The following is a 14,057-nucleotide window of genomic DNA, read 5'->3' on the forward strand; positions in this document are numbered from 1 at the left end:
ATTTTAGAGTTTTTAGAATGTAACCTTTAGGTTCAAGCCGTAAGACCTTGTTGCGGGCAAACCGAACACGTCGGTAGACTGCATCGCATTGTTGGTAGTCATCGCCTGTTCCGGATCGAAAGGTGCTTTTTTGTAGAAGAAGAACAAGTTCCTGCCTACGAATGAGATAGAAGCATCTCTAAATACAGGGTTTGCAGCTTTGCTTTTCAGGTTGTAGCCGATTACAAATTGTCCCAGTCTGACATTGGTTCTTGAAAACACATAAGGTTCCATGATCTTGTTTCTGTCACCGATCGCAGAATAGTACGTGTACGGAGCAATGGAAGTAACTGCCGCACCCTCAGGTGTAACTGCATTAATGGCCATTGTTCCCGCATCTCTCGCCTCGGCAGATTTTTCACTTACACCGTAAGAATCCAGGAATGCCTCAGTTTTGGAGAATGCGACACCACCAAATTTACCATTCACGAGAACGCTTGCGAAGAAGTTGCGATAGCTCACATTGTTCGTCCATCCCAAAAGAAGCTTAGGGTTTACATTACCCACCAGTTCCTGCTTGGCAGCTTTGGTAGGAACGCCATTTTTGTCCAGAATGATCGCTCCTGCATCGTTTCTTGCAAACTTGAAAATGTATACATCATTGAAAGAACCACCTGCTTTGATGATCGACGCAAAACCTTCATCGTCGCCACCCACCTGATAGTTAGGGTTTGAAGTGATCAGTTCTACGATCTTGTTTTTGTTTTGAGAAGCATTTACTGTCGTGTTCCAGCTAAAATTGTCGGTGCGGAAAGGCTCAGCATTCAGCGTAAACTCAAATCCATGGTTTTCGATCCTTCCTGCATTCACAAAATAGGTCGTATATCCTGAACCCGACGGCGCTGCAAGCGAAAGGAACTGATTGGTACTCGCGCCATTGTAGTAAGTGAAATCAGCGCCTAACCGGTTTTTGAAAAATTTCATTTCAAGACCATATTCATTCGCTACGATTTTTTCAGGTTTCAGGTTGGTAAACGGAACCTGCGTAGGTCTGTTGATACCACCAATACCCGTTGGTCCGCCCGCTCCGCCGATGGTGCTCAATGGAAGCACCCTGTTATATGGTACTTCGTTGGCAGTTTGCGAGAACGAAGCCCTTACTTTCAGCAATGAAATCGCCTGAGGCAGATCAATCATCTGACTGATTACTGCTGATCCACCGATAGATGGGTAAAAGTAAGATTGGTTACCGGTAAGCGCCAGCGTAGAAGCCCAGTCATTACGTCCGGCCAGATCCAGAAAGAGGAAATCCTTGAACCCAAGTGACAAGTTAGCGAATGCGCCTTGCTTAACGGTTTTGCTGTAATCCGGGTGATTATTGAAAATCACATTGTAAGGCATGTTCGCAAATGTGAATACGTTCGGATATTGAAGCGACACCGTACCGTTTGCAACGCTCAGCCCATCGAAGTACGTATTTTTCTGGAAGCTGAGACCAGCCAATGCATTCACACTGAAATCCCCAAAGTTAGTATTGTAGCTCAGGATACCATCTGTGTAAATTGCCTGATCTGTGTATTTGTTATAAGCCCAGGTACCGTTCGGGCTCACACTCACTGAGTTACCACCCGCCGCGTAACGCTTATCGTCCAGTACATTATTATAATCGATATTACCCCTTACCTCGAATTTCAGGTTTTCCAGAATGTCGTACGACAGCTTCATATTGGCGATGATCCTTCTGTACGTTTGCAGCTTCGGGTTTTTGTTCAATTCCCAGTAAGGATTGTTCTGCTTCTCTTCGGTCGAATACCAGTTCATTTTATCCATATTCCGTTCTTCGTTGAATAAGGAGTACCCGTTTTTGAAGCTATTGAAGTCACGATCTCTGGCAAACAGGTACAGCCCCGTCAGCGGGTTGTTGTAGTAACCTGCACCCGGACGGTTTTTAGATGTTTCCGCAGATAAAATCACCCCTGAACTGATCGTGATCTTGTCTTTCAGCAGCCTGGTGCTTTGTCTGAACGAGAAGTTGTTCTTATTGTAGGTGTTTGTTGGCATTACACCTTTGGACGAAATATTGGCGTAAGAAAAATAAACGTTCGTCTTCGCATTCCCTCCGGTGATTGATACCGAGTTGGTAAATGTAGCCCCGGTCTGGAAGAAATCTTTGATATAATCTTTCTGGTAACTGTCTGATTTAACCTCAGGAGTTCCCACCGGAGTCCAGCTGTAATCTCCACCCACCGTACCATAACGATACTGGAAATCAGGAAGACCGGATACTTGCTCCAAAACTGCGCTGGAATTGAAATCCACAGACAATTTTCCTTCCTGTCCCTTTTTGGTTGTAATCAAAATCACACCATTTGCACCCTGGCTACCATAAAGAATAGCCGCATTCGCTCCTCTCAAAATGCTGATACTTTCGATATCCGCAGGGTTGATAGCAGAAAGTCCGTCTCCTCCATCTGTTCCGCCGTAAGAACCCGGCTGCCCGCCTTTGTTATTCACCATAGGAATACCATCAATTACATAAAGCGCCTCACTGGAACCCTGCAACGATTTATTTCCCCGAAGAACAGCGCGCGTAGAACCACCTGCACCTGAGCTACTTACCTTGATATCAATACCCGCTGCCTTACCGTTAAGGGCATCAACAAAGTTGGTATTGGCAGCCTGGCGCAATTCGGTACCGCCTATTTGCTGGGTTGCATAAGTCAGTGCTTTTTTATCGCGCTGGATACCAAGTGCTGTTACCACTACTTCTTCAAGCACAGCAGAGGATGTTTCGAGAACCACATCCAAGGTACTTTGCGCCCCAACTGTAACTTCTTTGCTATTGAAACCTATTGACGAAAACACCAGAATCGTCCCGTCGTTCGGAACGTCGAGCGTGTATTTACCCTCGGCATCGGTGATTGTACCTGTTTCGCTTCCTTTGATCAAAACAGTAGTCCCCGGCACAGCCTCGCCTTTGCTGTCGGTTACTCTACCTGTAACAGGTTTTACATTCAGGCGTGGTTTGACGGTTACTTTCAAATTGTTCCCCAGCGTCATAGGTGCAGCAAACGATGCGCCCACGGAAGCTGAAAGAAGGACCATTTGGTAAAAAGTAAGTTTCATCCACATGGGACACTTTACTTCTTGCTTTCTTTTCATAATGATTGTTGTTAAATGTTAAGAAAAATTTGGCATGGAGGCTCCATACATCCGGAAGGATGATCAAAGCGTTGAAAGCCTTAAAGTGGTTAGCTATAAAGCACTTATTCTGTTAGGGGACGTAGAGTATTAAATCATAGGCAAGCGGTACTTTGGCAAATTAGAGGTTAAACAATCGATTAAATAAGATCTTCACCTGCAATGCGCAGCGCAATATTTTAAAATATTTTAATTTCTTCCTCTACCGAATTCTTGGACGGAATATTATTCGGTGTAAGTGAATTTTGCTCTGTTTAACCTTCGTAGTGAGCTACCCGTGCCGGGATACTGGAAGGTTATGTAATATTCTTGTTGAGAGAATCCGGGTTTATTATCAAGTATACCGACCTTATAGAATATTCGGCATTCTTTAATTCGGTGAAATTTAAATGTATTTCACAACACTAACAATTTATTTCGAAAAATTTAATTGCACTAAACTAATATTCCGGCTGAAATGCAATTTCAGGTATCAAAAGCTGAACTTTTCCATTGCCGTAAAATATTATTTGTCGAAGAAACATTTATAAGTACGGAATATTTTGACTGCGTGCTCGAAGACGCTGCTCCATAATCTATGGTTTGTATAGATTATGTGATAATAAGGCAATGTTAGCACAAAGTCCACCTAAAACAGCATAGATTAAGCTGTCGGATTAATGCGGTGATTACCAGAACTAGTATTAAAAGAAGATAAAGCTAAGAGACAGAGTCGCTGCCTACTCGTATTTGCGCCAGCCACCAAGGATGCTACCGGTAATACCATAAACGATAGCACTTACACCGCCGTCGATCAGTGATAATAGCAGAGGTTTGAAAGAAAACATATCCTTCACGACGGTTTCCAGCAAGACGAAGACTACCCCAAAGAGCAGCCCGATCAGGAGACCGGCGAATGACGATTTAACAGGGATTTTGGTAAAAACCCAGGCGATCGTATACGCCGTGAAAGAAGAAGAAACGATACTTGCGAGATAAGGAGCCGGGCTTGTAGCTGCTTTGATCTGCTCCGGTGTGAATCCGTTCAACGCTATCCAGGTATCAGAAAATGCGCCATACCATAAAGCCGGAATCACTTGCCCTATCACTACGCACACCAGCACGGCCCAAAGATTGACAGATTGTTTTCTCATAATATTGAGTGTGTTTTTCAGTCATCGAAAGGAACTCCCGAGCCCAAATATAAAAGGATTACCTATTAGTTGTGCTTTTTATTTAGAGGATATAACAAAATCTATATTCCGCCTCAAACCATCAAATTTGGCCCTTTTTATGGGCGACCGTTTGAAAATTTCTTTAAACACTTCCTCCGTAATTTCCAGCCAATCGCTCATTTGATAGCCTGCCACCGTTTCCTGCAGGTTGAATTCTGGTGTGGTATGCGGCTTCGAAAACCGGTTCCAAGGACACACATCCTGACAGATATCACAGCCAAAAATCCAATTGTCGAACTTCCCGCGCACGTCCTCCGGTATTGCCTCTTTCAGTTCGATCGTGTAGTAGCTGATGCACTTACTACCGTCCACCACGAACGGTTCCGTGATCGCATCGGTCGGGCAGGCATCGATGCAGCGGGTGCAGGTTCCGCAATAATCCTGGACCGGACCGTCGGGTGCCAGTTCAAGGTCGCAAATGATTTCTCCTATAAAAAAGAAACTGCCCATGTCGCGGTTCAGCAGGTTCGAATGCTTGCCCACCCAGCCCAGTCCGCTTTTTGCAGCCCACACTTTGTCCATCACCGGCGCCGAATCGGTAAACACGCGTCCATTTACTTCGCCCACCTCTTCGCTGATCGCAAGCATTAATGCGGCCAGCTTCTCTTTCAGTACAACATGGTAATCTGTCCCGTAAGCGTATTTGGAGATTTTGAGGTCTTCGTCTCCTTCGGGCAGGCGTTTTTCGGGATAATAATTGAGGAGTACGGAAATAACGCTTTTAGCGCCCTCCACCAATTTGGTCGGATCAAGGCGCTTGTCAAAATGGTTGGCCATATAGCCCATCGCGCCATTCTGCCCTTTTTTCAGCCAGTTTTCCAGCCTCGGCGCTTCGTCTTTCAGAAATTCGGCTTTGGAGATCCCGCAGAAGTCGAAACCTACTTCCGTCGCCTTCCTCTTCACGAACTCACTCCTTTCCTGGCTTACTAGATCTGCGGTCGTCATCTTGCAAATTTACAAATTGATTGTAAAATGCCATCTTGTCAGTAATTTAGCTCTGGCAAAATAATTTACTCTTAATGGGGCATTGCATAAGTCACGTTAATGCTAAGAATTATGGCTGAAAACAAAGAATTTAATATAGATCAAGACAAAAATTACGAAATGAACGAGGAAAATGCGCCATTAGAAACTGACAACACGGCAACAGGTGAAAACAATGAAATTTCCAATTCCGTCCCGCTGGACAATGCAGGACAGGAAATAACAGGCGAAGTACCTTCCGAAATTGCTGACACCGATCCGTTGGCAGCTGCTAAGACCGAGATCGCCGAGTTGAAGGATAAATACATTCGCCTTTATGCCGATTTTGAAAATTTCCGTAGAAGAACTGCAAAGGAAAAACTGGAAATGATCTCCGGCGCAGGCGCAGACACGGTGAAGCTGATCCTCCCGATCGTGGATGATTTTGAAAGAGCAAAGGTTTCATTCGATTCTTCAACGGATGTGGAAGCATTGAAAGAAGGTGTTGATCTGATCTACAATAAGTTATTCAAAGCACTGGAATCCAAAGGATTAAAACCAATGGAATCTAAGGGTGCAACCTTTGATGCTGAAATTCACGAGTCGATCGCACAGTTCCCTGCTCCTTCTGAGGATTTAAAAGGCAAAGTGATTGATGAAATTGAGAAAGGATACTATTTAAATGATAAGGTGATCCGCTACGCGAAAGTGATCGTGGGCGCCTGATACAAGATTGCACAGCCGCTTTACATGTTACATTACAAAAAATAATGGCAAAGAAAAGAGATTATTACGAGGTACTGGGCGTAGACCGGAAGGCAGCGGCAGAGGACATTAAGAAAGCTTACCGAAAGCTTGCAATCAAGTTTCACCCGGATAAAAATCCGGAGGACCCTACCGCGGAGGATAAATTTAAGGAAGCAGCGGAGGCTTACAGCATTCTTAGCGACGAAAATAAACGTGCACGCTATGATCAGTTTGGTCACGCGGGTGTGGGTGGAGCGAGTGGAGGCGGCGCAGGCGGATTCAGCGGCGGCGGTTTCACGATGGATGATATTTTCTCTCAATTCGGAGATATATTCGGTGATAGCAGCCCGTTTGGGGACATATTCGGTCGCCAGGGCGGAGGCGGCGGTCGCCGGGTTCGTAAAGGTTCAGATCTGCGGATCAAGCTGAAACTGAACCTGGAAGAAGTTGCCAATGGTGTTGAAAAGAAAATTAAAGTAAAACGTCACGTTACCTGCAATACCTGCGGTGGAAATGGCGCGAAACACGGTACTTCCCTGACGAACTGTAACAGCTGCAACGGTACCGGACAGGTTCGCAAAGTAGTGAGCACGATGCTGGGCCAGATGGTTTCGACGAGCACTTGCCCGACCTGTAACGGCGACGGCAAGATCATCAGCGAACGTTGCGACTCCTGTGCAGGCGAAGGCAGATTGTTGCAGGACGATCTGATCACCCTCAATATCCCTGGTGGCGTAGCAGAAGGAATGCAGCTATCGATGTCGGGCAAAGGTAATGTACCTACGCGTGGCGGAATGGCAGGCGACCTGCTGATCGTGATCGAAGAGGAAGAGGATCCATTATTGAAACGCGACGGAAACAACGTCATATTCGACATGCACCTCAGCTTTATTGACGCAGCTTTGGGTACTTCTGTTGAGATACCGACGATCGACGGAAAAGCGCGTATTACCGTTGAATCGGGCACGCAGGCTGGGAAAATCCTTCGTTTGAAAGGCAAGGGCGTTAAAGATCTGAATGGTTACGGAAAAGGCGACCAGCTGGTTCATATTAATGTGTGGACACCGCAGCAATTGTCTTCTGACGAGCGTGAAACTTTGGAAGCATTGCGTCACTCACCAAACTTCCAGCCTAAGCCGGGCAAGAATGAAAAAGGCTTTTTTGACAAAATGAAAGACTTTTTTCATTGATATCATACAAAAAATACGAAGCCGCCTCTGAACCTGAGGCGGCTTTTTTTGTTTCCAGATTCATAAAGCAGTTATTAACGCTTCGTTGACAATCATTACGTTTTTTAAATAAATGAAAAATTCACTCCTTTCACTTTTGCTTACTACCAGCCCGATTATCATGCAGGCGCAGTCCGCCGACATTACTTTCGCTACGTACAATGTGAGTATGGAAGCTGAAAATTATTATCCAAGAGGTACAAAAGGACTTTCCGAGCAGGTTTTGGTAAAAGAACTTGCGTCAGGCACCAATCAGCAGATCAGGAATATCGCGAAGATCATTAAGATTGTCAGACCGGATGTAATTCTGCTAAACGAATTTGACTATATCCAGGACGGCAATGCGGGCGCAGGCGCATTTATCAGGAACTACCTGAAAAACGATTCCGAAGGCGTAAAAGGAATCGACTATCCTTATTATTACTATTCAACCGTCAATACCGGCCAGCCGAGTCCGTTCGATCTGGACCGGAATGGAAAAGCCGAGCAATATGGTGCCGATGCGTGGGGCTTTGGGAATTATCCCGGACAATACGGAATGGTGTTACTTTCGCGCTTTCCAATTGACACTGCGAACGTCAGAACTTTCCAACATTTTAAATGGAAAGATATGCCCGGCGCGCTGAAAACGACGAATGCCGATGGTTCCGACTGGTATACTCCCGAAGCCTGGGCTCTTTTCCCGCTTTCTTCCAAATCGCATTGGGATATCCCGGTACAAGTTGGAGGAAAGACGATCCATTTCCTGGCCAGCCACCCTACCCCGCCTTCCTTCGACGGCGCGGAAGATCGGAACGGGAAGCGGAACCACGATGAGATCCGTTTCTGGAAAGATTACATCAGCGACGGCGCTTATATTTATGATGATAAGGGTAAAAAAGGCGGCCTGGCTACCGATGCCGCATTCGTAATTCTGGGAGATCAGAATGCTTCTCCCGACGAAGGCAATGCGATTGGTGAGGGAATTCGTGCTTTATTAGCACATCCGAAAGTCAACAATGAAATGCCGCCAGCAAGCAGCGGCGGGGCGCAGCATAGCAGTTCCAATGTATTTGCTAAAAACCACACAGCATTCTGGCGCATGCGTGCCGACTATGTGCTTCCTTCCAAAAAAGGCTTTAAGGTTATTAAGAGCGGCGTTTTCTGGCCCGCAGTGGGAGAACCGTTGGCTGAGCTGGTAGAAAAAAGAGAATCCAGCTCTGATCACCGTTTAGTTTGGGTGAAAGTAGAGCTGGATTAACTCTTCGGCCGACCAGCGGCCCCGGTGCGCTCAGACCGAGCGTGTCAGTCTGAGCGAAGTCGAAGATTACTGCCCGCCACCGTACATATTGAATGCGGCCAGGTGTTTCTGGAATATCGTTTCGTATTTTTTAGCAGCCACTTCCTGTTTCGCTTCGCGGCATTCCTGCACGATGATTTGCAGGATATACAGATACACATTGCTGTCACGGCGTTTGGTGGTGCCGTTTTCTTTGGCCCAGGTCAGTACCTCGTCAGCGCGAAGTGCCATCGTATCCGCGATTTTCAATGCACGTGCAGCTTCACCTAGATCAAATAACGGTCCGATAAAGTTGGCTGAGAACTGATCATAAGGAATGCTCTTGTCCGGCATGGTCGCCAGTGACTTGTCGATCGCTTTCTTAGCTTCATCTTTGCGACCATCTGCCAAAAGCTGGCCGGCCAATCTCAAAAAGGCAATTCTAGCGGTTGCTACCGGCGAACCCAGGTATGTATTATCGTAATACGTATTCGGATTATCTAGCTCACGCCATGACATTTTCGTCATCAGATTATTGTACATCACATCTGCATTCACGTAACCGTCGGTTGCACCCGGCACTTTTACGGGCAGTAAACGGTATGCGTAACCTTCCAGTTGCATGTATTCTTTCAGGTTCAGATAACTCGATCCGCCCAAAGTAGAAGAGAAGTAAATCGGACGCTGCCAGTCGTTGGTTGCGATGATATCCAGCATGATCAGGTCAGATTTATATAAATCACCTTTCCCGATCGTCCAGCTGATAGAGTCACTTACAAATGGTATCAGGTCAGATTTGATGATATTCATCTTCTTCACCGCCTCCGCATTCACGGGCAGGAACAATACCGAAGAAGGCAGGATCGAAGTCATATCCCCGCTGGTCAACGGAACCTGGATCGCTTTGTTTTCCTGCTTCACCAACCCAAGATATTCTTTCAGGTTAATGCCATTTTTTACGCTGGGAATCTCGTAAAAAGGCACGATATCATTTTTACCGAACGCATAATTGTTTTTATCCAAAGAAATAGGAAGCGCCTCCGATAGATATGTCTTACGCTTCATCTGGTCAATATACCAGTCGGTACCGAGTAAGCTGAGGTTACAAACCCGCACATCAGTACGGAAACCTTCCACTTCCTGAACATACCATAAAGGGAAAGTATCGTTATCCCCGCCCGTAAATAGGATCGCATTCGGTGCGCAGGAATTGAGGAGATTTTTGGCAAAATCAACAGAATGGTATCGGTGGCTACGGTTATGATTATCCCAACCTTTTACGCCCATAATCACCGGCACTACCAGCGCAACGCCCGTTGCGATCGCAGCTCTTGAAGATGCGTTTGAAACAAACTTGCTGATCGCATCGGCAATAGCCAATACGCCAAATCCGATCCAGATACAGAAAATATAGAATGATCCTACATAAATATAATCACGCTCACGCGGCTCAGTCGGCGGGGAATTGAGGTACACTACAAGTGCCACGCCGGTCAGGACAAACAGTAGTCCCAATACAAGCAGGTCGCGTTTTTGCCTGAAATACATCATCACCACGCCAAAAAGACCAAGCAAAAATGGCAGCATGAAGAAGTTGTCGTGTGCCTTATTGTTCGCGATCGGCTCGGGATATTTCTTGCCGGCATCCCACGGCAGCATATTGCCCGCGCCTTCCTCGTCACTTTCCCGGCCTACAAAATTCCAGAGGAAATAGCGCCAGTACATGTGCCCGATCTGATAGGAGAACATGAACGAGAGGTTATGCCCCATCGTCGGTTTTTGCCCTTCGGCTAGGCCGGTCATTTGCTGGTATAGCTGCGGGTGGCCGGGCTGGGTGCTGTACATACGCGGCAGGAGCATGCTACTGCCCGGCTCGTACTCGTATTCCGGTCGGTAATCGTAGATGACGTACTTTCCGTCCTGCTTCCGGTACATAGGTGCACCGCGTTTCTGACTTACCGGCCGGGAAACGAAAGACGGACCAAATAGCAAAGGCCGGCTTCCGTATTGCTCCCTTTTCAGGTAAGAAACAAAGCTCAGTACGTCATTCGGATTGTTTTCATTAATAGGCGGATTGTATTCTGCACGAACCAGTACCATCAGATAACTGGCGTAGCCGATCAATACAAAAGCAAGTGAAAGCAAGCCGGTATTCAGCAACACATTTCCTTTCTGGTGCGAATAGCGGATCCCCCAGATCAGGGCGCCGATAAAGATAATGATGAAGAATATCACGCCCGATTTATAGGGCATTCCAAGTGAGTTGACAAAGAAAATCTCAAATTTACCCGCAATACTCGGTAAGCCGGGAATGATACCAGAGTTGATAATACCCAGGATAACCAATCCGCCCGCAAATGCCATAATACCACCAAAAACGCTCGTTTTAGGGTATTTCTTGAAATAATAAACCAATGCAAGCGCCGGGATAGTAACCAGGTTCAGCAAATGGACACCGATTGAAAGTCCTACCAGGTATGCAATCAGGATCAGCCAGCGGTTTTCAGCAGCAGGATCTTCCACACGCTCCCATTTGAATACGGCCCAAATTACGATAGCCGTGAAAAACGACGACATTCCGTATACTTCCGCTTCAACCGCAGAAAACCAGAACGAGTCAGACCAGGTATAAGCCAGCGCGCCGATCAAACCAGCACCGATCACCAGGATCGTATCGGCATTGGTCATTTCAATTTCAGTTTTCGCAACAAACTTGCGGGCAAGCAGCGTAATGGTCCAGAACAGGAAAAGGATCGTGAATGCACTGCTCAGTACAGATACCATATTGACCCAATACGCGACATTGGACAGATCACCAAATGCGAAAAGTGAGAACAGCCTGCCTATTAAAAGGAAAAATGGTGCTCCTGGAGGATGGGGCACCTGTAATTTAAATGCACAGGCAATGAACTCGCCGCAGTCCCAAAAACTGGCGGTTCGTTCAACTGTAAGTGCGTATGTGATGAATGCTATTGCGAATACAATCCAACCCGCAAGGTTGTTGGAACGGTTAAAACGGGTCATCTGAAAGACGGTAAATTTGAAAAGGTTATATGCAAAATATGCAAAGATGGTAACTCTTTTGGAGCAGTTTTATCAATGATCGGCCAAAATTAGCAAATTTACCACAAGGTCAAGATTTTCCGTCTCTTAAAAAGTGTTAAGAACTATTTGTAAAAAATCCACTTGGCGAGCTCTTTATAAGTCACTTTTTTTCCGTACATCAGGATACCAACCCGGTAAATACGCGCCGCAAGCCAGGTGGTGCCCATAAAACCGATCACGAGTAAAACCATCGACAAGGCGATCTCCCAGGCGGGCACCCCGAATGGTATCCGTACCATCATGATGATCGGCGATGTGAATGGGATAATGGAAGTCCAGAAGGCGAGGCTGCCGTCAGGATCGCGGAGTACAAACTGGGCGAATACGAATGAGAATATGATCGGGAGCGTGATAGGAAGCATAAATTGCTGGGTATCCGCGTCATTATCCACGGCCGCCCCCACCGCGCCAAACAATGCACTGTACAATAAATAGCCTCCCAGATAGTAAAAAAGGAAGCAGCCCAGGATCAGCGGGATATTCAGGCTATTGACAGCACCAAGGATCTCAGCCATCGGATTTTCAACCGCATTTCCCGGCATTCCCCTTCCCGGCATTCCGTTCTGCATTTTCTCAATTTCCTGCTGTACCTGAGGCGATTCCTTTGACATTTGACTGCTCACGATCGCCGAAGTGGCGCTGGTCAATCCGACGGTTAATATGATCCAGAGTAAAAATTGGGTCAGTCCCACCAGTGCGACACCGATGATTTTACCTAGCATTAATTGAAAAGGTTTTACGGAAGAAATGATCACCTCGACAATGCGGCTCGTTTTTTCTTCGGTAATCCCGCGCATTACCTGTGTTCCATAGATGAAAACCGACATATAGATCAGAAACGCACAAACGCCGCCAATCGCCGTAGCCGCGGCCGAGCTGCTGTTTTTCTCCCCTTCCTCACTCAGACTGATCGTCTCGGAGCTTACATTAACCCGCGAATCTTCGAGGATCTTGTGCGTAATCCCAGCTTCTGAAAGCTTAATATCTTCAATCTGCTTCTCAATCACCTTTTCGATCTCCGATTTCAAGTCGAGACTTACGTTTTTAGAAGCGTATATCCGCACCGTTTTAGGTTCCCTGATCACGTTTTTGGGAATGTATACCAATGCACTCGCCTCCGTCTTGCGAAAATCCGTTTTGGCAGAATCTATATTGCCATTGATAAAATCGAAATGGAGCGTTTCAGAATCTTTGAATTCGTTACGAAACAGCCCGCTTTCGTCGAGGACCTGCACCGTTTTGGTATCCACCGAACCTATCGCAACCCAGATCACCGTGGCGTAAAAGCCCACAAACAGCAAAGGGCCGAGCAGGGTCATGATCAGAAACGACTTTTTCTTGACCCTAACCAGGTATTCTCTTTTGATAACAAGGAAAATATTTCGCATTGTGAAGGTTTTTAGATGATAAAGCAACGGTCAGGCCTCGGGTATTTCGTTGACGGAACGCATGAAGATTTCGCTCATACTCGGGATATTTTCCCCGAAAGACCGGATCTCGACATAAGGTAATAGACTGGCGAGCAGCTCGTTCGGGCTCCTGTTTTCTTCCAGGTGAATGGTAGCGCGCCGGTACTCGTTTTCCAGCTCTTTTTCAGCAGAGACTTCGTAAAAACCATTCTGGCCGGTAAGTGAACCGCGGTATTCTACAAAATAGGTATGTGTCTTGAATTGCTCCTTAATCACGTTTTTCGGTCCGTCGAGCACTTTCTTCGACTTATGTATCAATGCAATATGGTCACAAAGTTCCTCCACGGTTTCCATTCTGTGGGTTGAAAAAATGATCGTACTGCCTTTTTGTTTTAGTTCTAAAATCTCGTCGCGGATCAGGTTCGCATTAATAGGATCGAAACCGGAGAAAGGCTCGTCGAGAATGATCAGATCGGGCTCGTGCAGCACGGTTGAAACGAACTGCACCTTTTGCTGCATTCCTTTGGAGAGATCGGAAACACTTTTATCCCACCAGGTTTTAATGTCGAATTTAACAAACCAGACTTTCAGCTTTTCAAGTGCTTCTTTTTGGGATAATCCTTTTAGTTGGGCCAGATAGAGCAACTGGTCTCCTACTTTCATTTTTTTATAAAGTCCTCGTTCTTCCGGCAGGTAGCCGATCCTGGAAATATGACTGTCGTTCAACCTTTGTCCATCAAATAATATTTCGCCTTTATCCGGACCTGTGATTTGGTTGATAATACGGATCAGCGAAGTTTTGCCGGCACCGTTTGGCCCGAGAAGACCAAAAATCTGTCCTCTGGGAATAGAAATGCTGACGTCGTCGAGGGCAATATGGTTGGAATATTCCTTCGTGACATTCCTGACTTCAATAATATTCATAAGTTGAGAAATCCGTGATTAGGCCCCA

At 46.3% G+C, this 14,057-nt stretch carries 9 protein-coding genes; 3 read left to right on the plus strand and 6 right to left on the minus strand.

Features of this window, described 5'->3' with window-relative positions; genetic code table 11:
• Nucleotides 1–12 precede the first annotated feature (12 nt).
• From KOD92_RS11150 to queG, 3 genes are all read right to left on the minus strand, one after another.
• The gene (locus tag KOD92_RS11150) at nucleotides 13–3,141 is read right to left on the minus strand and encodes a SusC/RagA family TonB-linked outer membrane protein (protein ID WP_215233655.1); all 3,129 of its coding nucleotides are present in this window, start codon (nucleotides 3,139–3,141) and stop codon (nucleotides 13–15) included.
• A 758-nt stretch (nucleotides 3,142–3,899) separates the two neighbouring features.
• On the minus strand, nucleotides 3,900–4,313 hold the full coding sequence (locus KOD92_RS11155) for a DUF1761 domain-containing protein (protein ID WP_215233656.1): 414 nt from the start codon (nucleotides 4,311–4,313) through the stop codon (nucleotides 3,900–3,902).
• A 78-nt stretch (nucleotides 4,314–4,391) separates the two neighbouring features.
• A complete protein-coding gene (queG, locus tag KOD92_RS11160; protein WP_215233657.1) occupies nucleotides 4,392–5,339 on the minus strand; it encodes a tRNA epoxyqueuosine(34) reductase QueG in 948 nt (315 codons plus the stop codon).
• A gap of 111 nt (nucleotides 5,340–5,450) precedes the next feature.
• On the opposite strand from queG, the gene KOD92_RS11165 reads away from it, so the two are divergent.
• From KOD92_RS11165 to KOD92_RS11175, 3 genes are all read left to right on the plus strand, one after another.
• Entirely contained in the window at nucleotides 5,451–6,083 is a 633-nt protein-coding gene (locus KOD92_RS11165; protein ID WP_229254634.1) for a nucleotide exchange factor GrpE, read from the plus strand.
• Nucleotides 6,084–6,127: 44 nt separating this feature from the next.
• Nucleotides 6,128–7,294, plus strand: a complete 1,167-nt coding sequence (gene dnaJ / locus KOD92_RS11170; RefSeq protein ID WP_215233658.1) for a molecular chaperone DnaJ — start codon at nucleotides 6,128–6,130, stop codon at nucleotides 7,292–7,294.
• A gap of 112 nt (nucleotides 7,295–7,406) precedes the next feature.
• Nucleotides 7,407–8,573 (plus strand): endonuclease/exonuclease/phosphatase family protein, encoded by a 1,167-nt coding sequence (locus tag KOD92_RS11175; RefSeq protein ID WP_215233659.1) that lies wholly within the window; start codon nucleotides 7,407–7,409, stop codon nucleotides 8,571–8,573.
• 66 nt (nucleotides 8,574–8,639) lie between these two features.
• On the opposite strand, the gene KOD92_RS11180 is transcribed toward KOD92_RS11175, so the two are convergent.
• From KOD92_RS11180 to KOD92_RS11190, 3 genes are all read right to left on the minus strand, one after another.
• Complete coding sequence (locus KOD92_RS11180; protein ID WP_215233660.1) at nucleotides 8,640–11,615, minus strand: glycosyltransferase family 117 protein; 2,976 nt, start codon at nucleotides 11,613–11,615, stop codon at nucleotides 8,640–8,642.
• 143 nt (nucleotides 11,616–11,758) lie between these two features.
• Entirely contained in the window at nucleotides 11,759–13,084 is a 1,326-nt protein-coding gene (locus tag KOD92_RS11185; protein ID WP_215233661.1) for an ABC transporter permease, read from the minus strand.
• 30 nt (nucleotides 13,085–13,114) lie between these two features.
• Nucleotides 13,115–14,029 carry an ABC transporter ATP-binding protein gene (locus KOD92_RS11190; protein ID WP_215233662.1) on the minus strand — a complete coding sequence of 305 codons (915 nt, stop codon included), beginning with the start codon at nucleotides 14,027–14,029 and terminating at the stop codon, nucleotides 13,115–13,117.
• Nucleotides 14,030–14,057: the final 28 nt, after the last annotated feature.

It is taken from the genome of Dyadobacter linearis, from assembly GCF_907165045.1.
Taxonomy (GTDB): Bacteria; Bacteroidota; Bacteroidia; order Cytophagales; family Spirosomataceae; genus Dyadobacter; species Dyadobacter linearis.